The following is a 22,532-nucleotide window of genomic DNA, read 5'->3' as shown; positions in this document are numbered from 1 at the left end:
GGGGCGCGAGCGGGCGCGTGGACGTGCGCGCGGGCGCTCCAGGGCGGGCGCGGGCACGGGACGGCGGGCGCGCGCCTACTGGCGCAGCACCGAAAGCCGGGTGAGGAGTATCCGCCCGCCCCCGGGCGGGGGCAGCGCGCGGACGGCCCGCAGCAGTCGGGCCCGTACCTCGGCGGCGGCGTCGCCGCTGCGGCGCAGCAGCGGGCCGGCGAGGAGCAGCACCAGGGTCCAGCCCGCCAGGACGGCGAGGCAGACCGCCATCGGGTCCATGCCGCCGGCGATGGTCGGGTCGACGGCGGAGGCGGCCAAGATGGCGGGGTCGACGGCGGAGGCGGCCTCCATGGGCGCGGCGGCCGGGCCGTGGTGGACGGCGGCCGCGGGGTGCGCCGGGTGCACGGCCGAGGCGTGCGTCCCCGCTCCCTCGTGCCCGCCGGAACCACCGTGTCCGCCGTACCCGCCGGAACCACCGTGCCCGCCGCCCGGATGACCGAGCGTGTGCATCGTCACGATGCCGAACAGCAGCGCGGCGAGCAGCAGCAGGCGCGGCGCCCACGGCACCGGCGGACCGAACGGCCGTGACCGCACCATCCTCCGCCTCCTGTCCCCAGCCACTGCCATGTACCCCGGCAGGGTATCCCGACCGCACACCGCGGACCGAGCCGGGGCGCACCCCCGCAGGGGGCTACTCCCGCCCCAGCACCGCGGCCGCCACGTGCTCGCGGAACCAGCGGTGCCCCGGATCGGCCGAGTTGCGCGGGTGCCAGGCCATCCCCAGCTCCAGCGGGGCGAGTTCCAGCGGGATCGGGAAGGTGCGCAGGCCCAGCGCGGCGACGGTGTCCGGCAGCCAGTCCTCGGGGACGAGGGTGACCAGGTCGCTGTCCCGGGCGAGCAGCATCGCGCCGGTGTGGCTGGGCACGACCACCGCCACCCGGCGCCGGAGCCCGAGTTCGGCGAGCCCGGCGTCGATCGGGCCGAGCCGTTTGCCGCGCCGGGAGACGCCGATGTGGTCGGCGGCGGCGAACCGGCGGGCGGTGATCCGGCGGCCGTCGAACAGCGGATGGCCCGCCCGGGCGAGGCCGACCAGGGGGACGCGGAGGAGCTGCCGGGTGCGGACCTCCGTGTCCAGGTGGCCGAGCACGCCCAGCTCGACGTCCACCAGCCCCTGCCGCAGCGCCGGCCCGTCCTCCAGCGCCTCCGGCAGGAAGACCACGTCCACCCGCGGGGCCTCCGCCCGGACCCGCTCGACGAGGGCGCCCGCCGTCCGTACCAGCATCAGTTCGCCGGCCTGCAGCGTGAAGGTGCGGTCGAGGTGGACGGGGTCGAAGCCGGCGCCAGGGCGCAGCACGCTGTCGCAACCGCGCAGCAACGCGCCGACCTCCTCCCGCAGTTCGAGTGCCCGCGGGGTCGGGACGAGGCCCTGCCCGGCGCGCACCAGCAGCGGGTCCTCGACGGCGCGGCGCAGCCGGGCCAGCATCCGGCTGACGGCCGCCGGCGAGGTGCCGAGCCGCTCGGCGGCGCGGGTCACGCTGTTCTCCTGGAGCAGGGCGTCCAGCGCCCGCAGCAGGTTGAGATCCATCGGCCGTCCGCTCCTGACCTGGGTCTTTGCATTCTGGGCAACTATCCGATGCCGATCCTTGCATGGCTCCCGCCGCGGCTGCCGACGACAGTGGAAACGACCGCGAAACCGCGAAGCCCTCCCCGAGGAGTCCTCATGTCGCAGCCCTCCCGTACCGACCGCACCGAGCGTGCCGACCGCTCCGACCGCACCGGCGACGTCCTCGCCGTCGTCAGCCAGAGCGGCTCGAACATCCTGTTCTTCGACGCCGCCACCGACCGGCACCTCGACACCGTCCGGGTCCTCGCCCAACCGCACGAGCTCTGCTTCGACCCGACCCGGCGGCTGCTCTGGTGCACCAGCGCCTACCACTCGGGCTACTACGGCGCCAACAGCGGCCGCCGCACCGAGGTGACCGTCATCGACGCCGACACCCGGCGGGTCGTCGACGTGGTCGACCTCGCCCCCGAACACGGCCCGCACGGACTGGCCCTGGACACCGCCCGCGGCCGGCTGTACGTCAGCGTGGAGGGCGGCCCGGACCGGCCCGGCGGCGTCGTGGTCATCGACACCGGGACCCGTCGCCCGCTCGGCCGGATCGACACCGAGGCGCCCGGTCCGCACTGGTTCGCCATCACCCCGGACGGCCGGACCGGCTTCGCCACCAACAAGGAGGCGCCCTTCGTCTCGGTCGTCGACCTCGACCGGGGCGTGCTGACCGCCAAGGTCGAGGTTCCCGGCAGCGAGGGCCTGGCCGCCTCCCCCGACGGCGCCCGGGTCTACGCCGCCGGCCCGTACCTCTCGACCACCACCACGCCCGCCCCGACCCCCGGCATCCGCGTCATCGACGTCGCGACCGCCTCCGTCACGGAGGTCCTCCCGACGGACTCCCCCGCCCTGCCGGTCCACCTCACCCCGACCGGCAGGCTGCTGGCCGGCGAGGTGCGCAGCGTCCCCGACGGCTCCCCGCTGGGGCGCCAACTCCCCGGCCGTCTCACGGTCTTCGCCGCCGACGGCCACCAGCGGCTCGGCTCCGTCGAGGTGGGCCTCTTCCCGCTCACCGTCACCTCCTCCCCCGACGGCCGCCTCGCCTACGTCTCCTGCGCCGTCTCCTCCACCGTCGACGTCATCGACCTGGCGGCGCTGGAGCCGGTGGCCCGACTGGAGGTCCCCCGGCTCGGCGAGGCGGGCGCGCACGGTCTGGCGTACCTGCCCAGCCCCGCCTGAATCCCGGGACGGACCACGGGAGTTCGAGGACCAGGGACTACGAGGCGGCTGTCAGGATGCGGCCGTCGGCGCCCACGGTCAGGTCGAGGCGCACCGCCGGCTGCCCCGCGGCCGTACCCTCGCGGCGGTAACCAAGCGTGCGGGCAGCGCCGTTCGGGCCGGCGGGGGTGACGGTCGGGGTCAGGCCGGCGATCCGGTCGGCGAACCAGGTGTCGGCGAAGGCCCGGCCGGCGGCGACGACCTGCTCCGGGGTGAGGGCGGGCGAGCCGGCCGCGTCGGCTGAGGGCGTGGCGGCGGCGACGGCGAGCAGACGGCCGCTGGGCTGCTCGATCCGGAGGTCGCCGCGGTCGGTGCTGACGTCCATGATCTGCTGGGTGAGCCCGGGGTCGGCGGTGGTCGTGGTGGTGTCCACCAGCGTGCGCGGGCCGAACACGCCCTCCGCCACCCGCTGCGCCGTCGCGATGTCGTCGGACGGCGGAGCGAAGAGGCCCGGCGAGTCCCGGTACGTGCGGATCCCGAAGTGGACCACCAGCCCCGCCCCCGCCAGCCCGACGGCGCCCAGCACCAGCCCGTGGACGAGGTCCCGGCGCAGCCTGGGCAGCCCGCGCCGCCGCGCCAACAGCCAGCCGGCGGCGAGCAGCGTCCCCAGCAGCGCGCCGGCCGCGTTGTCGACGAAGTCCGCACCGTCGCAGGCGCGTCCGGTCCCGAGCAGGGTCTGGACGACCTCGGTGACGGCGGACAGCACCGCGCAGCCCGCGAGCACGGTGACCGGCCGTCGGAAGAGCAGCACGCCGAAGAACGCCAGCGGCAGGTAGAGCGCGATGTTCATCAGCCCCTGCTGCGCCGTCGCGTCGGCCCACATGCCGGGCCCGATCGTGCAACTCGGCGGCCCCGAGTACCCGGTGGCCGTCGGTGTCAGCGTCACCGCCAGTTCGCCCGCCAGGCTCAGTCCCCACAGCACCGCCGTCGGGACCGCCATGCCTCTCCGGCGGGCCCACCGGGCGGTTCCGAGGGCGAGCGCCGACCCGAGGACGGCGAACACGAGCAGGAGGGCGGGGACGGCCGAGTAGCTTGCTTCGATCATCAGGTCTTCCGGGTCAAGGGTAGGCAAAGGAACGCTACCCCAGCCGTGGCACCGGCCTGCTCCGGCCCCGGACCCACCCTCAGGTCCCTCGCGAGACCGAGCCGTCCACGCGAGGGACCTGCACGTATTCCCTCCCGGGGGCGGCCGCCGGCTGTCCGCATCGCGGAACGCGGGACGGCGGCGGGCTGACACCTTCCGCCTGACCGAAACCTGCCAAGTCGACTGCCGCGCAGCTCATCCGGGGTCGGCGCGACGTCCCCTTCCTGGCCCGAAGCTGCCACGCGTTTGGTGTCACCCTGAACCCGTGTGAGCGCACCGGGGCCCGTGCGAATCTTGGGACCACCGAGGCCGCGGACGAACGAGAGCGGCCCGAAACCCCCCAGGATTCGGAGGACTTCCCCATGTTCACCTCCGCGCGTTCCCGCGGCCCCGTACGCCGGACGACGACCGGGCTCACCACCGCGCCGGTCGCCCCGCTTCCCTTCCGCCCGCTCCCGCAGGCCTTCCCGGCCGCGGTGGGCAGCGGCTTCTCCTGGGGCTGACCGGCCGGTTCCCCCCCAGAGCTCCCAGGACTTCCGGTGCACCTCGTCGGCGTGCTGCTGACCGCCGCGACAGGCGGGTCGGCGGGCACCCGGCCGACCGTCGGGGCCGTGCTCTCGGCCCTGGACAGCGTCACGTCCGCCCGCGACGGCGTCGAGCACCTCCACGTCCACATCACCCCCCGGGGTGTCCGGTTGACCTTCTACCTCGCCGGCTGCGACCTGACCGACGCCGTCGGCCGCGCCATCGCGATCGCCCACCGGGCCGTCGCCGGCCCGACGGCGCTCGCCCGGTTCGCCGTCACGGACTTCAACGTGCTCGACCGGCCCGCCGGCCCGCGGCGCGACACCCACTGACGGCCGCTGACGACCGCTCACGGCCGCTCACGCCCGTCCACGACCGCCGACAGGGCCCACGGACGGCCGCTGACGCCCGCCCGGACGGCACCGCGGCCGCTCCCCCAACGGTGGCTCCCCCCACGGCCGTTGCCTCTCCCCGGCCGCCTCCTCCTGAAGTCGCTCGACCGCCATTGGAGACTCATGCGCATCACATCCGTCGGCCACGCCGGCCTGCTCGTGGAGACCAGTGCCGGGCGCATCCTCTGCGACCCCTGGTTCAATCCGGCGTTCTTCGCCTCGTGGTTCCCGTTCCCCGACAACGAGGCGATGGACACCGCCCAACTGCACACCGCGGAGTACCTGTACGTCTCCCACCTTCACCACGACCACTTCGACGCCGAGTGGCTGCGGACCCGGATGTCCAAGGACACCGTGGTGCTGCTGCCGGACTACCCGGTCCGCGACCTGCGGACGTCCCTGGAGGGCCTCGGCTTCCGCCACTTCGTCCAGACCCGGGACCTCGAACCGACGCAACTGGACGGCGGCGTCCAGGTGATGGTCAACGCGCTCACCTCGCCGACCGACGGCCCGATCGGCGACTCCGCGATCCTCATCGACGACAACGGCACCCGGATCCTCAACCAGAACGACGCCCGCCCGGTCGACGAGCCCCGGATCAGGTCCTTCGGGCCGCTCGCCGGGCACTTCCTCCAGTACTCCGGGGCGATCTGGTACCCGATGGTGTACGACTTCCCCGCCCGGATGAAGCAGACCGTCGGCCGCCGCAAGCGCCGCAACGGCATGGCCCGCGCCCTGAACTACGTCGAGCAGTACGGCGCCGAGCACGTCTTCCCGTTCGCCGGGCCGCCCTGCTTCCTGGACGAGGAGCTCTTCCACCTCAACGACCTGGACGGCGACGACGCCAACATCTTCCCCGACCAGTGGGTCTTCCTCGACTTCCTCCGCGAGCGCGGGGTGACCAACACCCACCTCCTCCTGCCGGGCACCGTGGCCGAGTTGGGCCCGGACCGCAGCTGCCGGCTGGAGCAGGTCGACGAGCGGACGGTCGCCCGGATCCGCGACGACCGCACCGGCTACCTGCGCGAGTACCAGGCCCGCCGGGCCGACCGGATCCGCGCGGAGAAGGCCGGCTGGCCGACCACCCGCACCGACCTGCTGACCGGCCTGCGGGAGTGGGTGGAGCCGCTGCTGCAGTACGCCGACCGCACCTGCGAGGGCATCAACGGCCGGGTCCTGGTCGAGGTGGTGGACACCCCGGACGCGACCGGAGCCGAGGAGGGGGCCGACGGCGGGACCGGAGCCGGGGCCGCACCCACCGAGCAGATCCTGTTCGACTTCCTGGACCGCCGGGTGGCCCGCTGGGCGGGCGAGGAGTGCCGCTACCGCTTCGAGCTGCCCCGGCCGCTGGTGGAGCGGATGGTCGCCGAGCGCTGCCCCGACTGGGCGAACGAGCTGTTCCTGTCCTGCCGCTTCAAGGCCGCCCGCAAGGGGCCCTTCAACGAGTTCGTGACCACCTTCTTCGCCTCTCTCTCGACCGAGCGGATGGCCTATGTCGAGGGCTACTACGCGGAGTTGAGCCAGACCGAGGAGCGCGCCCGGGCCGGCGACCACGTCGTCCAGCGGCTCTGCCCCCACCTCAAGGCGGACCTGGTCCGGTTCGGCTCCCACCGGGACGGCATCCTCACCTGCCGCCTGCACGACTGGGAGTTCGACCTGGCCACCGGCCGCTGCCTGACCAGTGACGACCGGAAGATCATCAGCGAGGCGCGGGTCAACCCGTCCGACGATGACCCGGACCTGCCCGAGATCCCCGCGGCCTGAACAGGACAGACATGACCCTTCCCCTGGTGTCGGTGGTCATCCCGCTCTACAACGACGCCCGCACACTGCCCGCCTGCCTGGACGCGGTGACCGCCCAGACCTACCCCAACCTCGAGATCGTCGTGGTCGACGACGCCAGCACCGACGACTCCGCCCTGGTGGCGGAGAAGTACCCGTGCCGACTGGTCCGCCAGGAGCGCAACGCGGGGCCCGCCGAGACCCGCAACCGCGGCGCCCGGGAGGCCCGCGGCGAGATCGTGTTCTTCCTGGACGCCGACGTCGGCCTCTCCCCGACCTCGGTCGCCGCCGCGGTGGAGCGCCTCGCCGCCGACCCGGAGACCGGGTCGGTGTGCGGCATCACCGCCAAGGAGCCGCTGCTGCCGACCACCCGGGTCGGGGACTACCGGATCCTCCAGTCGTACTACTGGCGGATCAGCTCCGAGGGCACCGTCACCCCCTGGTTCTCGGCCCTGGCGGCCATCCGCCGGTCGCTGTTCCTGGACTCCGGCGGGCTCAACCCGGCCCTGCGCCAGACCGAGGAGATCGACTTCGGCGTACGGCTGTCGGCCACCCACCGGATCGAGCTCAGCTCCGCGGTGGTCGGGCGGCACAACGACGAGGAGCAGCTGTCCGGGCTGGTCCGCAAGCTGTTCCGCCGGGCGCGCCTGCGGGTGCCGCTCTACGTGGACCACCGGGGCTTCATGCGCGGGTTCGAGACCCGCTCCCGGGCCGTCGCCGCGCTCGCCGCGGCCGGCGCGGTCGCCTCGCTGCCGCTGGCCCTGGTGTCCCGCCGGACGCTGCCCGCCACCGCCGCCCTGGCGGCCGGCGCCGTGCTCGCCGACCGCGGCTTCCACGCCTTCCTGGTCCGCGAGCGCGGGGTCCCGACGGCGGTCGCGTACACCGCCCTGCACTTCGCGGCGGGCACCGCGGTGACGGCGGGCGCGGCGGTCGGGGCCGGCCAGTGGCTGCTGAGCCCGCGGTTCCGGCGGCTGTACCGGCGCCAGGAGCCGCCGGCGGGCGCCGCCCGTCCGCCGCTCGCCGGTGCCCCCGGCCCGACCACCCCGCCGGCAGGCCGCCCGTGACCACCGACAGCCCCGTGACGCCCGACGGCCCCCGCCCCACCGCCCGACCCCAGCGCGTACTGCTCACCGGCGCGGCCGGCTTCCTCGGCAGCGCCCTGGTCCGACGGCTCGGCAGCTCGCCCGTCCACCGGGTGGTCGCCCTCGACCGCCGCCCGCTGCCGCCCGGACTCGCCGCCCTGCCCTCCGTGGAGGCGGTGGTCGGCGACGTCCGGGACCGCACCCTGCTCGGCCGGCTGGCGGCCGAGGCGGACGTGGTGGTGCACGGCGCCGCCGCCCTGCCGAGCCACCCGGCGGCGGAGATCCGCTCGGTGGACGTCGACGGCACCCGCACCGTCCTGGACGCCGCCCGGCGGGCCGGGACCGACCGGGTGCTGCACATCTCCTCCACCGCGGTGTACGGCCTGCCGGAGCGCACGCCGACCCCGGAGACCCACCCGCTGGTCCCGGTCGACCCGTACAACGCCGCGAAGATCGCGGCCGAGCGGCTGTGCGCCGACTACCGCGACCGGGGCATGTGCGTGCCCGTCCTGCGCCCGAAGACCTTCATCGGCCCGGGCCGGCTGGGCGTCTTCGCGATGCTCTTCGACTGGGCGCTCGACGGCCGGGGCTTCCCCGTCCTCGGCGGCGGCCACACCCTCAACCAGATGCTGGACGTCGAGGACCTCTGCGACCTGGTGACCGCGGTGCTGACCCTGCCGGGCGAGCGGGTCAACCGGGAGTTCAACGTCGGCGCGGCCGAGTACGGCTCGTTCCGCGAGGACTGCCAGGTCGTCCTGGACCTCGCCGGCCACGGCAAGCGGGTCGTCCCGCTGCCGCTCGGCCCGGCGAAGGCCGCTCTGCGGACGCTGGCCGCGCTGCGGCTGTCCCCGGTCTACGGACGCCTCGTCCAGAAGCTCACCCGGGACTCCTGCGTCGACATCACCGACGCCCGCGAGGTGCTCGGTTTCACCCCCCGCCACTCCAACGCGACCGCCATCGAGCGCAGCTTCACCTGGTACCGCGCGAACCGGTCCGCCGTGGCCGGCACCACCGGCCGGACGCACTCCGACCGCTGGCGCGAGGGTGCCCTGCGCACGGTCAAGGTCCTCTTCTGACAGCAGCGAAGGGAACGGAAGTGAGTACTGCGAGCGAGTACCGCAAGGGCCTCGTCGGCCCGCCGGTGCATCCGCCCGACGGGGCCACCGGCCCCCCGCCCGCCGACCTGCCCGAGGAGCCCGGCGGGTCCGGGCTGCCCGGGGAGCCCCGGCGCGGCTCGCTGGTGCGCGGCCTGCTCCGGCTGGTCAGACCGTTCCAGTGGCCGAAGAACGCGGTCGTCCTGGTGCTGCCCCTGCTGGCGTCCGGCGCCTCGCCGTGGCCGGCCGTCGCCGACGCCCTGCCCGTCCTGGTCCTGTTCGTCCTCGCGTCCTCGGCCACCTACGTCGTCAACGACCTCGCCGACCGGGAGCGGGACCGCCGCCACCCGGTCAAACGCCACCGCCCGATCGCCTCCGGGGCCGTCCCGGTCCCGGTCGCGATCGTGCTCGGCGCCGTCCTCTACCTCGCCCTGCTGGCCGGCTCGGCGGCCGCGGGGGCCGCCGCCGTCCCCGTGCTCGTCTACGCGGTCACCAACATCCTGTACAGCTTCGTCCTCAAGCACGTCTCGGTGGTCGACGTCTTCGTCATCGCCACCGGCTTCGTGCTGCGGGTCTGCGCCGGCGCGATGGCGGCCTCCGTCCCGATCTCCTCCTGGTTCCTGCTCTGCGTCTTCTCGGTCTGCATCCTGCTCGGCTTCGGCAAGCGCCGGCACGAGCTGACCTCGGTGCAGGGCGGGCCCTCGGAGCTGCACCGGCCGGCCCTGCGCGCCTACTCCGTCCCGTTCCTGAACAGCATGGTCACCTTCGCCGCCTCGGTGACCGTGCTCGCCTACGTGTCCTTCCTGCAGAGCGACGCCGCGGCCGGCGGCATGCGCCAGCTGCGGATCCTGCTCTCCACCCCGCTGGCGGTCTTCGCGATCGCCCGCTACCTGCAGATCCTGCTGGTCAGCGAGGGCGGCGGCGAACCGACCCGGACCCTCTTCACGGACCGGACCATGCTCGCCGTCGGCGGACTGTGGCTGACCGGCTTCGGACTCCTGCTGGCGGTGCAGTCATGGTGACGGCCCCTCAGCCCGGGCGCTTCGCGCTCCCCCGGCCCCGGCGGTCCTGGTTCCTCGCCGACCGGGCCGCCACCTGGCCGGTCCGGCTGCTGGCCGCGGTGAGCGCCGGGTGGCTGCTGTTCTGCGCGCTCCAGGAGGCCCTGACCGGCCGGGCCTGGTTCTGGGTCGTCCCCGGGGCCGCCCCGCCCCCGGTCCTGCTCGGCGTCCCGCTGCTGGTGCTGCTGGCCGCGCTCGCCGTCCGGCTGCGCCGCGGCCGCGGCCGGGTGCGCTGGCCCGCCGTCATGGGCGTGCTCTCGCTCGCCGTCGGGCTGGACCAGTCGGGGCTGACGCTGGCCGCGGCGACGGCCGACCGGACGGTGCCGACCGGCGCGATCCACGTCGTCGCGCAGAACACCGAGTACTGGGGCTCCGACGTGGACCCGGACCGGTTCTACGCCTACCTCAAGGCCCAGAACGCCGACGTGTACCTGCTCCAGGAGTACCTGCACTGGGACGACGCGGCCGGCGCCGACGGCGCCCGCGAGGTGGACGACACCGCCCGGCTGAAGCGCGAGTTCCCGGGCTACCAGGTGGTCACCCGGGGCGAGTTGGTGACCCTCTCCCGGTTCCCCGTGGTGGCGCAGCCACCGGTCGGCCCGGACCAGGAGCTGCGGGCGCGCGGGGAGGGCGACTGGTCGCGCGTCTTCGCCGGGGCCAAGGTGCTGCGCACCGACCTCGCGGTCAACGGCTCGGTGATGTCCTTCTACAACGTCCACATGCTCGTACCGGTCGCCTACGGGATGCCCCCGCAGGACTTCCCGGCCGACGTGCACCGCCGGCAGCGGGAGCGCCGGCAGCAGTTCGACGGGCTGGTCCGGGACGTCCGGGCCAACCCCGACCCCCTGTTCATCGCCGGCGACTTCAACACCAACGCCGGCATGGGCGACCTCAACGAGCTGCGCGGCCTCACCCAGGACGCGGCGGACGCGGGCGACACGGTCCTGCCGATGTCCTGGGACGCCGGCAGCTGGCACGACTGGTGGCGCTTCGACTGGGCGTTCACCGCACACGGCTCCCGGACCCACCGCTACTCGCTGAGCAGCCCCGAGGGCACATCCGACCATCTCCGCCAGGACGCCTGGATCACCGGGCCCGCAACGGGAGGCACACATGGCTGATCCGGAGGCACACATGACCGGTCCGGAGGCACCCACGGCCGGCGCACGGCCCACCGTGTCGGTGATCATCCCCAACTACAACTACGAGAAGACCATCGCGGCGGTCGTCGAGTCCGCCCTCGCCCAGACCTACCCCGTGCACGAGGTGCTCGTCGTCGACGACGGCAGCTCGGACCGCTCCCCGGAGATCGTCCGGCGCTACCCCGTCCGGCTGATCACCCAGCGCAACGGCGGGGTGTCCGTCGCCCGCAACCGCGGGGCCGCCGAGAGCACCGGGGAGATCCTGTTCTTCCTGGACTCCGACATCGCGCTGGACCCGGACGCGGTCGCGAACGCCGTGGCCCTGCTGACGGAGCAGCCCGACCTCGGCTGCGTCCACGGGGTGGTCGGCAAGCGGGCGCTGTTCGACGACGGCCCGGTCGAGCGCTACCGCGTCCTGCACGAGTACTGGTGGCGCCGGCGCGCCACCGGCCGGGTGCGCACCGTCTTCTTCGCCATGTGCGCCATCCGGCGGGAGGTGTACGAGGAGATCGGCCCGCTGGACGAGACCCTGCGGGAGTCGGAGGACGTGGAGTACAGCGAGCGGCTGGCGGCGAAGTACCCGATCCTGCTGACCGAGCGCATCACCGGCCGGCACGACGACGTGGAGCGGCTGGGCGCGCTGCTCGGCGAGCAGTACCGGCGCTCGCAGCTGCTGGTGGCGTTCGCCGGCGCCCACCGCTTCAGCCCCGGGGCGCTCAAGGCGAACCGGATGCCGGGCGTGCTGGCCACCGCCGCCACCTGGGGGAGCCTGCCGCTGCTGCTGCTCACGCCCAAGGCGGCCGTCCTCCCGGCGCTGGGCGTGGCCTGGTTCGCGGTGGCGGACCCGGGGCTGGCCCGGTTCGTGGTGCGCGACCAGGGGCTGCGGTACTACCCGGTGTTCGTCGGCTACCACTTCCTGCTGCACACCGCGCTGGTGGCGGGCGTCGCCCGGGGCGCGGTGCGGGCGCTCACCGAACGCGGCTTCCGGCGGCCGCGGCACCCGGCGTCATGACGGACGGTGTCACGAAGGACGGCGTCGCGAAGGACGGCGCGTCCGGGGGCCTTTCGGAAGCCGCGCCACCGTCGGCCGGCCCGCCGCGGGGCCGGCGGCGGCTGCTGACCGCCGTCCTCCTGGTGGCCGGCATCGCGGGCCTGGTCGCGGTGGCCCGCAACGACGCCTGGAGCCTGGTGACCAGGATGGCGGACGGCTGGTCCCTGGCCCTGCTGGCGCTGTCCGTACTGACGAACGTCGGCGGGCTGCTGCTCGGCCTGCTGTCCTGGCGGGCCGTCCTGGACGACCTGGGGCCGCCCGTCGGGCTGTTCGGCAGCGCCCGGATCTTCTTCTGCGGGCTGCTCGGCAAGTTCCTCCCGACCCCGGTCTTCGGGCTGCTCGCGCACATCCAGCTGGGCGCCGAGTACGGGGCCACGGCCGGACGGATGGTCACCACCTACGTGGTCAGCCTGGGCATCACCATGCTGACCGCCTGCCTCGCCGCGCTCGGCATCGCGCCCGCCGTGCTCGGCGGCAACACCTGGTGGCTGGCCCTGCCGGTCCTCGTCCTGCTCTGCTTCGTGGTCCGTCCGGGCCTGATCGGCGCGGCGGTGGAGCACGGCGCCCGGCTGTTCCGCCGGCCGCCGCCGTCCGGGCGCAACTCGCCCCGCGCGGTGCGGGTTTCGCTCGCCCTGGCCCTGCTGTCCTGGTTCTCGGCCGGCCTGCACCTGTGGCTGATCGTGGTCGCCCTGGGCGGGCCGCCCGGCCGCTCGCTGGCGGCTTGCGTCGGGGGGTTCGCGCTCGCCACCGTCGCGGGCACGCTGACGATCGTCCTCCCGGACGGCCTGGGCGCCCGGGAGATGGTCCTGGTGCTGTCGCTGTCGACGGTCGTGCCGGTCTCCACGGCCGGCGCGGCCGCGATCGTCTCCCGGCTGGTCTGCACAGTGGCCGAACTGGGCACCGCCGGGGTAATGATTCTGGTGACCAGGTCGCGGCGGGGCACTGCCCCGGCCGCGCCCGGCGACACCACTGCCGATCCCCCTGGAGGGAAGACTGATGCGGTACCGCAGCCTCGGAGTTGACGGCCAGTCGGCCAGCGTGCTCTGTCTCGGCGCGATGACCTTCGGCACCACCGTCGACGAGGAGACCTCGACGGCGATCCTCGACCGGTTCACGGAAGCCGGCGGGACGTTCATCGACACCTCGAACAACTACGCCTTCTGGGCGCCCGGTGCGAACGGCTACGAGAGCGAGGAACTGCTCGGCCGCTGGACGGCCCGCCGCGGCAACCGCGACGACCTGGTGCTCGCCACCAAGCTCGGCGCCCGACCGGTGCCCGGACTGCCCTTCCCCGAGCACATCGAGGGCCTGTCCGCCCGCGCGGTGCGGGAGGCGGCGGAGGGCAGCCTGCGCCGCCTCGGCACCGACCGGCTGGACCTGTACTACGCGCACGTGGCCGACCCGGCCACACCGGTCGAGGAGACCATGGGCGCCTTCGCCGGGCTGGTCGCCGACGGCAAGGTCACCGCCCTCGGGTGCAGCAACCACAGCGCCGCCCAGCTGGCCGACGCCAACGACCTTGCCGCCGACCGGGGTTGGCCCGGCTACCGGTGCGTCCAGCAGCGCCACAGCTACCTGCGGCCGAGGCCCGACGCGGACTTCGGCGTCCAGAAGCACGCCGACGAGGCCCTGCTCTCGTACCTCGCGGCGCGGCCGTCGATGGCGCTGCTCGCCTACTCCCCGCTGCTCGGCGGCTCGTACTGCCGCCCGGACCGCCCGCTGCGCGCGGAGTACGAGCGGCCGGAGACGAAGGCCCGGCTGGCCGTACTGGCGGAGGTGGCCGAGGAGACCGGCGCCACCGTCAACCAGGTGGTGCTGGCCTGGCTGATCGGCCACCCCGTCCCGACCGTCCCGGTGGTCGGCGCCAGCTCCGTCGCCCAACTGGAGGAGAGCCTGGGCGCGTTGGACCTCGTCCTCGACGAGGAGCAGCGCCGACGGCTGGACACCGCGGCCTGACCGGACCTCCCGCCAGCCGTCGGGGCCTGTCGTGCGGGACAGGCCCCGGCCCCGTGCCCGTCGGTCAGAGCCAGCCCTCCTTCGCCGCGCGCACCCCCGCCTCGAACCGGCTGCGGGCGCCCAGCCGGTTCATCAGCTGGGAGCTCATCCGGCGCACCGTGCGCAGCGACAGCCCGAGCCGCCGGGAGGCCACCTCGTCGGTGCAGCCGATGCTCAGCAGGAGCAGCAACTCCCGTTCCTGGGGCGTCAGATCGTGCTCGTTGCGGCGCGGGTCCTGGCCGAACGGCGTGCCCGCCGCCCAGAACTCCTCGAACAGCAGGGCCAGCGCGCTCACCACCCCCGGGGTCCGCACCTCCAGCGCGCCCGCGCGGCCGTCCTGCGGGTCGATCGGCACCAGCGCGGTCTCCCGGTCCACCACCACCAGCAGCAGCGGCAGGAAGGGCACCGTGCAGGCCTGCCCGCCGAGCCGGGTGAACCAGCGGACGTACTCCAGCGTCGCCGGGTCGTTGCGGAAGCTCTCCTGGTAGACGCTCCTGATCCGCACCCCGCGTTCCAGCGCCTGCCGGTCCAGCGGCTCGCTGGCGTCCATGGTGTCCGGCAGCTGGGCGCCGCCGGGCAGCAGCGACAGGCACTCGCGCTCAGCGGTGGAGGCCAGGTCCTCCAGCCGCTTGCGGACCATGTCCAGCCCCTCCAGCCGGTGGATGACCTCGTACCGCGAGGCCCGGTTGGCGTTGAACCGGGCGCTCAGCGCCGTCACCGCCTGCTCGGCGGACTCGATCTGCCGCTGGCGCCGGCTGAGGTCCGCGGTCGCCCGCGAGAGCAGGAACCCGAACCCGACGTCCGGATTGAACGGCACCGCGTCCCGGCAGCCGTCCTCCAGGTTCACCAGGTCCAGCTCGGCCAACCGGTTCAACGCGACCCGCACCCGTTCCTCACTCCACCCCAACCGCTCGGCCATGTCGACGACCCGGAACCCCGGCTCCTCCACGATCAGCCGGTACACCGCCTCCGCCGACGGTTCGATGCCCAGCACCTCAAGCACAGCAGATACCCCCGTATGGTCCCGCTCGTCACCACAGGGAGGCTAAGCCAGCTCGCCGACTAGGTCTATACCAATATTTCTCGGATGCCCACCGCCCCGCCCCGGGAACCCGGCCACCGCCCCACGCCCCCGACCGGACCCTGAGAACCACCCCTTAGGGGCGTGGACACAGCCGCCCACGGGCATGCCACGGTCGTAGCTGCAAGTCACCGGCCGTGAGAAGGTACCGACCATGAAGGCGATAAAGTTCATCCTCAACGTCATCTGGTTGCTTTTCTGCGGCATTTGGATGGCGCTTGCCTACGTGCTCGCGGGAATCATCTGCTGCGTGCTCATCGTCACCATCCCGTTCGGCATCGCCTCCTTCCGGATCGCCGGCTTCATCCTGTGGCCGTTCGGGCGGACGGCGGTGGAGCGGCCGGACGCCGGGCCGGCGTCGTGCGTCGGGAACGTGATCTGGCTGGTCTTCGCCGGGTGGTGGCTGGCGATCGGGCACCTGATCACCAGCATCCCGCTGTTCCTGTCGATCATCGGCATCCCCTTCGGGTGGGCCAACCTGAAGATGATCCCGATCTCGCTGATGCCGCTCGGCCGCGAGATCGTGCCGACGGACCGGGAGTGGGGCGCGCGGTAACCGGGACACGGACCTCGACGGCCGGCGACGGGCAGCAGCCCGCGCCGGCCGTCCGCGTTCGCGCGCGGGGGGCGGGCGTCAGCGGCCGAGGCGGGACTCCAGGGCGCGCAGGTCCGCGGTGAGGGCGGACCGCACGGGGCGGGACATCAGCGGGCCGGCCAGGCGGAGGCCGCCGCGGACCCGGATGCGGGCGAAGGTGCCGGTCCGGGTGGGCTCGAAGGTGTAGGTGACGCGCATGGGCATCGGCCCGGCGACGGAGACCATGTCGAGCACCGTCGGCGGGTCGTGGCGCGACACGCGTAGCACGTACGAGAAGGACCGGCCCAGGAAGTGCGCGGTCCGGGTGACCTCGGCGCCCGCGCCGAAGCCGCCGGTGTCGGCCTCCCGGGTGAGGGTGGCGCTGCGGATGCCCCGGGTCCACTCGGAGTCGTGGCGCCAGTCCATCGCGTAGGCGGCGACCGTGGCGGGCGGGAGGGGGATCAGGCGTTCCACTGTGACGTCGAGCATGATCACACTCTCCCGCCGGGCGGGCCGGCGCGCTCCCCGGACTCGCCCGGGCGGAGGCGGGCCCCGGTCAGAACCCCAGGATCCGCTGGGCCTGCGCCCGCATCTCGACCTTGCGGATCTTCCCGGTGACCGTCATCGGGAACTCCTCGACCACGTGCACGTAGCGCGGGATCTTGACGTGGGCGAGCCGGCCGGCGCAGTACCCGCGGACGGCCTCGGCGGTGAGCGGCTCGGCGCCCTCCCGCATCCGGATCCAGGCCATCAGCTCCTCCCCGTACTTGGCGTCGGGGACGCCGATGACCTGGACGTCGAGGATGTCCGGGTGGGTGTGGAGGAACTCCTCGATCTCGCGCGGGTAGAGGTTCTCGCCGCCGCGGATCACCATGTCCTTGATCCGGCCGGTGATGGCGAGGTAGCCGTCCTCGTCCATCACCGCGAGGTCCCCGGTGTGCATCCAGCGGGCGGCGTCGACGGCCTCGGCGGTGCGCTCCGGCTCGCCCCAGTAGCCGAGCATGACGGAGTAGCCGCGGGTGCAGAGCTCGCCGGGTTCGCCGCGCGGGACGGTACGGCCGGTGGCCGGGTCGACCACCTTGACCTCCAGGTGCGGGCCGACCCGGCCCACCGTGGCGACCCTCCGCTCGACCGGGTCGTCGACCCGGGTCTGGGTGGAGACCGGCGAGGTCTCGGTCATGCCGTAGCAGATGGAGACCTGCGCCATGCCCATCCGCCCGATGACCTCCTTCATCACCTCGCTCGGGCAGGGCGAGCCGGCCATGATGCCGGTGCGCAGGCTGCCGAGGTCGTAGCGGTCGAAGTCCGGGTCGGCCAGCTCGGCGATGAACATGGTCGGCACGCCGTACAGCGAGGTGCAGCGCTCGGCGGCGACGGCGGCCAGGGTGGCGCCGGGCTCGAAGGAGGGGGCGGGGATGACCATGCAGGCGCCGTGCGAGGTGGCGGCGAGATTGCCCATCACCATGCCGAAGCAGTGGTAGAACGGCACCGGGATGCAGATCCGGTCCTGCTCGGTGTAGGCGAGCAACTCCCCGACGAAGTACCCGTTGTTGAGGATGTTGTGGTGGGAGAGCGTCGCGCCCTTGGGGAAGCCGGTCGTCCCGGAGGTGTACTGGATGTTGATCGGGTCGTCGGGGGCCAACTCGCCCTGCCGTTCGGCGAGTCGGGCCGGGTCGGCGCGCCGTCCGGCGGCGGTCACGGCGTCCCAGTCGGGGCCGCCGAGCAGCAGGACGTGCTCCAACTCCGGACAGCGGGGCCGCACTTCAGAGATCATCCCGGCGTAGTCGGAGGTCTTGAAGCGCTCGGCGGCGACCAGCAGCCGGATGCCGGCCTGGTTCAGCACGTACTCCAACTCGTGGGCGCGGTAGGCCGGGTTGACCGTGACCAGGATCGCGCCGAGCTTGGCGGTGGCGTACTGGGTGAGCGTCCACTCGGCGCAGTTGGGGGCCCAGATGCCGACCCGGTCCCCCTTGGCGATCCCGAGTTCCAGCAGGCCGAGCGCCAGGGCGTCGACGTCGGCGGCGAGTTCGGCGTACGTCCAACGGCGGGCGGTGGCCCGGTCGACCAGGGCGTCGCGCCCGGGGAAGGCGCGCACCGCGCGGTCGAGGTTCTCCCCGATGGTGTCGCCGAGCAGCGGGACGTCCGAGGTGCCGGAGGCGTAGCTGCGGGGGGTCGGCGTGGTCGGCACGGGCGGGCTCCCTGGGGACGGCGGTGCGGGACGGGGTCCATGGTCGCGGGCGCCGGCCCCGCGCCGCCACCCCCGAACGGGGGTACGGACACGGCGCTGGGGCCGCCCGTCATGGTCGACGGACGGCCCCAGCGCGCGGGGTCACTTGTTGACGCAGGTGTTGCCGAACGCCGGGTTGAGGAGCCCGATGATGTCGATCGAGTTCCCGCAGACGTTGGCCTCCAGGTTGATCGGGACCTGGATCACGTTGCCGGACAGGATGCCGGGCGAACCGATGGCGGCCCCGTTGGCGGTGGCGTCGCCGGCGGACGCGGTGCCGGCCCCGGCGAGGACCGTCACCGCGGCGAGGGCGGTGGCGGCGAAGGTGGTACGCATACGCATTGCGTCACTCCTTGTGAGCAGAGCGGGTCGAAGTGTGACGATCACACCTCGCCCACGATCACAAGGGATGCGCTCCTCCGCACGCCGGATTCGCCCGTCTAGGGCGTGTCGCCCTCCCGACCCACCGGCTCCCCGCCCTCGGGACCGGCGCCGCCGAGCGATTCCAGCAGGTCCCGGGCCGGACGCAGGCCCGGCTCGGCCGCCACCGCGCGGTGCAGCAGCCCGAGGGCGAGCGGCCCCTCCCCGGCCGCCAGGGCCTCCAGTGCGCGGTTGTAGTCGATCCGTCCGGCGTAACGCAGCCGGAACAGCACGGACAGGTCCTCCCGGCAGGACGGGCAGCGCAGGGTCACCGGGTCCGCCGGAACCCTGCACAGCGGACACGGCACCGGCGGGGCCCCAAGGGCCGCGACAGCGCCCCCGGCGCCCGGGACGGACACGGCGTCCACGGCGCTCATCGCGGCCCCGCCTCCTCCGGCCGGACCGGGCCGAGCGACTCCTGGGCCGGCTCGCTGCCCAGCTCCCGCTGCGCCTGCGCGTACAGGGCCAGCAGGTTCGACATGTGGGTGTTCACGTCCGCCATGTTGGGCGCCTCCACGGCCTCGTCCAGCCCGCGCAGCTCGGCCATGATCAGCTGGGCCAGGGCGGGCGAGACCATGCTCTGGGTCACGTAGATGTTGCACATGGTCAGCATCCGCATGGTGTGCCCGAGCGAGTCGCACAGCTCGTCCGCCTTGCGGGCCGAGCGCACCGCGCCGTCCCAGTCGGCGGCCTCCCGGCGCAGCCGCAGCTCGGCGGCCACCGACCGCAGCCGGTCCAGGTCGCTCGGGTCGAGGAGCTTCTCGCAGTAGTGGATGAACAGGCTCAGGTACGCCTCGGAGCCGCGTACCCAGCGCTGGGCCTTGAGCTGCTGCTGGGCCCGCTCCAGCGCCGCGTCCACCGACTGGCCGCGGGTCTGCCCGGCCGCCAGGTCGTCCAGGGTGTCCATCAGCCGCTGCGCCTCGCGCATCTCGGCCTCGGTCAGCTCGCCGCCCCAGCGGTCCGTGAAGGACTCGATCTGCCGCTGCTGCTCCTCGACCTGCACCTTCAGCTCCGGGTCGAGGGTGACCCGCTCCAGCTTGACGGTCTTCTCGGCGCCGCCCTGGATCCGCACCGACAGCGTGATGGTGCGGTCCCGGTCGAGGCCGAAGGCGACCTCCACCGGGGTGCGGCCGCCCAGGCCCTCGGGCAGCCGCAGGGTGAGGTGGCCGATCAGCTCGTTCTGCTGGGCGATCTCGTGCTCGCCCTCGTAGACCGCGACCTCCAGCCGCTGCCGGCCGCTGCCGGAGACCACGAACTCCCGGCTGACCGGCGAACTCGTCGGGTAGCTGGTGTTCTTGGGGATGATGACGGCGAGGCGGCCGTCGTTCAGCTCGATGCCGAGGTTCTTCGGGGTGATGTCGAACGGGTTGGTGACCTGCGCCAGTTCGCCGCAGCCCGGGCAGACCTCGCAGCCCGGCGGGTTCACCAGGCCACAGGAGGCGCAGCGCAGGCCGACGTCCTCGGCGGCGGTGGTGGCCACCCTGGTGTGGCCCGGGGCGGCCGAGTTGAGCGGCTCGCCGCACAGCTCGCAGGCGGTGACGCCGGGGGCGGCCGGGGTGCCGCAGCGCGGGCAGTTGCCGCCGTGCACCACGGCGGTGGCCCGGGTGGCCTGCCGCGGGACCGTCCCGCTGACGCCCGAACCGTCCAGCGCCTGCTCGCACTTGGGGCAGGAGGCCGCCCCGGCGTCGACCGGGAGGTGGCAGGTCGGGCAGGAGACCCGGTCGCCGCCGAGCAGGCCGGCGGCGCAGTTGGCGCAGTTGGAGGCGGACAGGTCGCCGGGGGCCCGGCACTCGGGGCACTCCACCTCGCCGACCAGCGCGGACTGCACGGCCGCGCCGAGCGCCACGCACTGCATCGGGTTGACGCCGCGCCGGATCCGGCGGGGGCCGAAGACCTCGCCGAGCCGGCGGGCGACCAGCGGGATCGCGGTCGAGCCGCCGACCAGCACCACCTCGTCGATGTCCCCGACGGTCAGGTTGGCCTGCATGATGGCCTTGTGGGTCAGCTCGATGGTGCGCTCGATCCGGGCCTCGATCAGCTCCTCGAAGCGGGCCCGCTCGAACTCCGTCTCCAGCACCAGCTGTCCGGCGCCCAGGCCCGGCAGGATGACCTCGGAGGACTCCTGGTGGGAGAGCTCGATCTTGATGGTCTCGGCGGTCGCGGCGATCTTCGGACGGTCGCGCAGGTCGGGCTGGTACTCCGCGCCGTACTCCTCGCGGATGTCCTCCAGCAGCGCGGTGGTGATCCCCCGGTCGAAGTCGTCGCCGCCGAGCAGGTTGTCGCCCTCGATGCCGAGCACCGAGACCGAGCCGGGCACCAGCAGCAGGATGGAGATGTCGAAGGTGCCGCCGCCGAGGTCGTAGACCAGGACGGTCTTCCCCTCCTCGCCCGCCTCGGAGGTGATCCCGTAGGCGAGGGCGGCTGCGGTCGGCTCGTTGATGATCCGCAGCACGTGCAGGCCGGCCATCCGGCCCGCCTCCTGGGTGGCCACGACCTGCCGCTCGCCGAAGTACGCGGGAACGGTGATGACGGCGCGGTGGAAGGGCTCGCCGAAGCGCTGCTCGGCATCCTCCTTGAGGCGGTGCAGGATGATCGCGGAGATCTCGATCGGCGTGTACGAGCGGCCGTTGAACCAGACGTTGACGTCGCCGTCGGTGCCCGCGGTGACCTTGTAGTCCACCTCCTTCAGGGCCGCCTGGACCTGCGGATCCTTGAACTTGCGGCCCATGAAGCGCTTGACCGAGCGGATCACGTTGGCGCCGTCGACGGCGATCCGGCTGCGCGCGGTGGAACCCACCAGCAGCTCACCCTTGCGGCCGCTGCCGACCACGGAGGGCGTCGCCTCCTGGTTCTGCCGGTTGAAGATGATCTCCGGCTCGCCCCGGCGCAGGTGGGCGACCACGGAGTTGGTGGTGCCCAGGTCGATGCCGAGTGTGCGGTACATGTCGTTCCCCTCTTGCCCCTCGTGGTCCTGGCTACTTCTTGCGCTTCATCTGCCTGGCCTGCTCGGCCACGGCCTTGGCCCGGCGGCGGGCCCGGGGCGGGGCCGCCTTGGGCTGGGCCCGGGTGACCGGCGCGGCGGCTTCGGGTGCGTCGTCCGCCTCGGGTGTCTCGGGTGTCTCGGGCTTGACGGCCTCGGTGGCTTCCGTTGTCCCGAGGGCTTCGACGGTCTCGGCGGCCTCGGCGGTCTCGGTGGCCCCGGGCGCCTCCGGCTCGGCGACCGCAGGCTCCGGGTACGGGTCCGGGTGCGGCTCCGACTCCGGTGCGGCGACCACCACTTGGGCCCGGCGCAGCACCTCTTCCCCCCAGAAGAACCCGGTCACCACCGTCCGCACCACCGTCTCCGGCGCCACGCCGGACCGGGCCTCGGTGCCCACGATCTCGGTCAGGTCCGGGTCGGCCGTCATGCCCTCCAGCCGCATCGGCCGCACCCTGGCCTTGGCGAGCTGCCCGAGCAGCCGGCGCCGGGTGGCCTCCAGGCCCGCGCCGCGCCCGAGCGCCACCAGCTCGCGGTCCAGGCCGAGGGCGGCGAGCGCGTCGTCCACCTCGACCAGGATGCCCAGCAGTTCGCGCTGCTCGGCCCGGGCTTCCTGCTTCTGCTCCGTCAGCTTGCTCCCCAGCAGGGACGCCCGGAAGAGCAGCCGGCCGAACGCCTGCTCCAGGTCGACGTCCTCGACGCCGGGCGGGATCTCCAGCGGCCGGTGGCCGCCGGCCGGGGCTTCGGCGGGTGCGTCGGTGGGTGCGTCGGTCATTCGGGGACCTCGATCTGCGGGAGCACGGACAGGTCCGCCGCGTAGCGGGCGGGGACGGGCGGTTCGGGGTCGGCGCCGCCGGGGGCGGGCTCGGTGAAGTCGGCGGCCAGCTCGGCCCGGTGGAGGGCGGGCAGGGCGGCGGGCGGCAGCGGCGGGCGCTCGATCACCAGCAGCGGCTCGACGAGTGCGGGGGCGAGCAGCTCGGCGGCCTGGTCGACCGGCTCCGGCGGGAGGGGCCGCTGGAGGTCCGCCTCCAGGCGCCGGTCCGGGTTGCGCAGCAGCGCGGCGGCCTCCTGGATCTGCTGCCGGGTGTACCGGCCGGCCCGCATCGCCGGTCCGACGGCGAGGTTGATCTCGCGCACGCCGGCCGTGAGCGGGATGCCCAGGACCTCGTACGGCGACGGTTCGTGCAGTGGCATGGCGGGAGGTCTCTCTCCTCACGGTGGCGGTGG

At 73.8% G+C, this 22,532-nt stretch carries 23 protein-coding genes; 12 read left to right on the top strand and 11 right to left on the bottom strand.

The annotated features are described in order from the left end of the window. Window positions 1-75: 75 nt before the first annotated feature. Together ACFY4B_RS08125 and ACFY4B_RS08120 are read right to left on the bottom strand one after the other, a co-directional pair. A complete protein-coding gene (locus tag ACFY4B_RS08125) occupies window positions 76-588 on the bottom strand; it encodes a hypothetical protein (protein WP_387823228.1) in 513 nt (170 codons plus the stop codon). A gap of 94 nt (window positions 589-682) precedes the next feature. Next, on the bottom strand, window positions 683-1,576 hold the full coding sequence (locus ACFY4B_RS08120) for a LysR family transcriptional regulator (RefSeq protein ID WP_049657470.1): 894 nt from the start codon (window positions 1,574-1,576) through the stop codon (window positions 683-685). 135 nt (window positions 1,577-1,711) lie between these two features. Between ACFY4B_RS08120 and ACFY4B_RS08115 the strand changes: the two genes are divergently transcribed. Continuing rightward, window positions 1,712-2,782, top strand: coding sequence for a YncE family protein (locus ACFY4B_RS08115; protein WP_387966870.1), 1,071 nt, complete (start codon window positions 1,712-1,714; stop codon window positions 2,780-2,782). 37 nt (window positions 2,783-2,819) lie between these two features. Here ACFY4B_RS08115 and ACFY4B_RS08110 read toward each other — a convergent pair whose 3' ends face one another. Continuing rightward, window positions 2,820-3,866: a VanZ family protein gene (locus ACFY4B_RS08110; protein WP_375877120.1), complete on the bottom strand. Its 1,047-nt coding sequence runs from the start codon at window positions 3,864-3,866 to the stop codon at window positions 2,820-2,822. Window positions 3,867-4,267: 401 nt separating this feature from the next. Between ACFY4B_RS08110 and ACFY4B_RS08105 the strand changes: the two genes are divergently transcribed. From ACFY4B_RS08105 to ACFY4B_RS08060, 10 genes are all read left to right on the top strand, one after another. Beyond that, window positions 4,268-4,408, top strand: coding sequence for a hypothetical protein (locus tag ACFY4B_RS08105; RefSeq protein WP_158077701.1), 141 nt, complete (start codon window positions 4,268-4,270; stop codon window positions 4,406-4,408). A 36-nt stretch (window positions 4,409-4,444) separates the two neighbouring features. Next, complete coding sequence (locus tag ACFY4B_RS08100) at window positions 4,445-4,762, top strand: hypothetical protein (RefSeq protein WP_387966869.1); 318 nt, start codon at window positions 4,445-4,447, stop codon at window positions 4,760-4,762. 183 nt (window positions 4,763-4,945) lie between these two features. Then, window positions 4,946-6,586: a Rieske 2Fe-2S domain-containing protein gene (locus ACFY4B_RS08095; RefSeq protein ID WP_387966868.1), complete on the top strand. Its 1,641-nt coding sequence runs from the start codon at window positions 4,946-4,948 to the stop codon at window positions 6,584-6,586. Between the two features lie 11 nt (window positions 6,587-6,597). Beyond that, window positions 6,598-7,668: a glycosyltransferase family 2 protein gene (locus ACFY4B_RS08090; protein ID WP_387966867.1), complete on the top strand. Its 1,071-nt coding sequence runs from the start codon at window positions 6,598-6,600 to the stop codon at window positions 7,666-7,668. Further along, the gene (locus tag ACFY4B_RS08085) at window positions 7,665-8,762 is read left to right on the top strand and encodes an NAD(P)-dependent oxidoreductase (protein ID WP_241852879.1); all 1,098 of its coding nucleotides are present in this window, start codon (window positions 7,665-7,667) and stop codon (window positions 8,760-8,762) included. The genes ACFY4B_RS08090 and ACFY4B_RS08085 overlap by 4 nt, the downstream gene beginning before the upstream one ends. A 20-nt stretch (window positions 8,763-8,782) precedes the next feature. Next, window positions 8,783-9,802 carry a decaprenyl-phosphate phosphoribosyltransferase gene (locus ACFY4B_RS08080; RefSeq protein WP_375877123.1) on the top strand — a complete coding sequence of 340 codons (1,020 nt, stop codon included), beginning with the start codon at window positions 8,783-8,785 and terminating at the stop codon, window positions 9,800-9,802. Continuing rightward, the gene (locus ACFY4B_RS08075) at window positions 9,796-10,959 is read left to right on the top strand and encodes an endonuclease/exonuclease/phosphatase family protein (RefSeq protein WP_387966865.1); all 1,164 of its coding nucleotides are present in this window, start codon (window positions 9,796-9,798) and stop codon (window positions 10,957-10,959) included. Before ACFY4B_RS08080 ends, ACFY4B_RS08075 begins: the two co-directional genes overlap by 7 nt. Beyond that, window positions 10,952-11,992, top strand: a complete 1,041-nt coding sequence (locus tag ACFY4B_RS08070) for a glycosyltransferase family 2 protein (RefSeq protein WP_387966864.1) — start codon at window positions 10,952-10,954, stop codon at window positions 11,990-11,992. Before ACFY4B_RS08075 ends, ACFY4B_RS08070 begins: the two co-directional genes overlap by 8 nt. Next, window positions 11,989-13,053: a YbhN family protein gene (locus ACFY4B_RS08065; RefSeq protein WP_387966862.1), complete on the top strand. Its 1,065-nt coding sequence runs from the start codon at window positions 11,989-11,991 to the stop codon at window positions 13,051-13,053. The genes ACFY4B_RS08070 and ACFY4B_RS08065 overlap by 4 nt, the downstream gene beginning before the upstream one ends. Beyond that, window positions 13,028-13,987 carry an aldo/keto reductase gene (locus ACFY4B_RS08060; RefSeq protein ID WP_387966861.1) on the top strand — a complete coding sequence of 320 codons (960 nt, stop codon included), beginning with the start codon at window positions 13,028-13,030 and terminating at the stop codon, window positions 13,985-13,987. The genes ACFY4B_RS08065 and ACFY4B_RS08060 overlap by 26 nt, the downstream gene beginning before the upstream one ends. A gap of 64 nt (window positions 13,988-14,051) precedes the next feature. Here ACFY4B_RS08060 and ACFY4B_RS08055 read toward each other — a convergent pair whose 3' ends face one another. Then, on the bottom strand, window positions 14,052-15,029 hold the full coding sequence (locus tag ACFY4B_RS08055; RefSeq protein WP_049656999.1) for a helix-turn-helix transcriptional regulator: 978 nt from the start codon (window positions 15,027-15,029) through the stop codon (window positions 14,052-14,054). A 232-nt stretch (window positions 15,030-15,261) separates the two neighbouring features. Between ACFY4B_RS08055 and ACFY4B_RS08050 the strand changes: the two genes are divergently transcribed. Further along, on the top strand, window positions 15,262-15,663 hold the full coding sequence (locus ACFY4B_RS08050; protein WP_387966860.1) for a YccF domain-containing protein: 402 nt from the start codon (window positions 15,262-15,264) through the stop codon (window positions 15,661-15,663). A 78-nt stretch (window positions 15,664-15,741) separates the two neighbouring features. Here the strand turns inward: ACFY4B_RS08050 and ACFY4B_RS08045 are convergent, their stop codons facing one another. From ACFY4B_RS08045 to ACFY4B_RS08015, 7 genes are all read right to left on the bottom strand, one after another. Further along, a complete protein-coding gene (locus tag ACFY4B_RS08045) occupies window positions 15,742-16,173 on the bottom strand; it encodes an SRPBCC family protein (protein ID WP_049656735.1) in 432 nt (143 codons plus the stop codon). A gap of 64 nt (window positions 16,174-16,237) precedes the next feature. Next, window positions 16,238-17,869, bottom strand: a complete 1,632-nt coding sequence (locus ACFY4B_RS08040; protein WP_387966859.1) for an AMP-binding protein — start codon at window positions 17,867-17,869, stop codon at window positions 16,238-16,240. A 141-nt stretch (window positions 17,870-18,010) separates the two neighbouring features. Next, entirely contained in the window at window positions 18,011-18,250 is a 240-nt protein-coding gene (locus ACFY4B_RS08035; RefSeq protein WP_387966858.1) for a chaplin, read from the bottom strand. A 98-nt stretch (window positions 18,251-18,348) separates the two neighbouring features. Beyond that, window positions 18,349-18,600, bottom strand: a complete 252-nt coding sequence (locus ACFY4B_RS08030) for a hypothetical protein (RefSeq protein ID WP_387966857.1) — start codon at window positions 18,598-18,600, stop codon at window positions 18,349-18,351. A 101-nt stretch (window positions 18,601-18,701) separates the two neighbouring features. Next, a complete protein-coding gene (locus ACFY4B_RS08025) occupies window positions 18,702-21,272 on the bottom strand; it encodes an Hsp70 family protein (protein WP_387966855.1) in 2,571 nt (856 codons plus the stop codon). Between the two features lie 31 nt (window positions 21,273-21,303). Then, window positions 21,304-22,080, bottom strand: a complete 777-nt coding sequence (locus ACFY4B_RS08020; RefSeq protein ID WP_387966854.1) for a nucleotide exchange factor GrpE — start codon at window positions 22,078-22,080, stop codon at window positions 21,304-21,306. Then, complete coding sequence (locus ACFY4B_RS08015; protein ID WP_049656716.1) at window positions 22,077-22,499, bottom strand: hypothetical protein; 423 nt, start codon at window positions 22,497-22,499, stop codon at window positions 22,077-22,079. Before ACFY4B_RS08015 ends, ACFY4B_RS08020 begins: the two co-directional genes overlap by 4 nt. Between the last annotated feature and the right edge of the window lie 33 nt (window positions 22,500-22,532).

The organism is Kitasatospora sp. NPDC001261 (assembly GCF_042896795.1).
Lineage (GTDB): Bacteria > Actinomycetota > Actinomycetes > Streptomycetales > Streptomycetaceae > Kitasatospora.
This window is presented reverse-complemented; position numbering and strand designations above follow the sequence as displayed.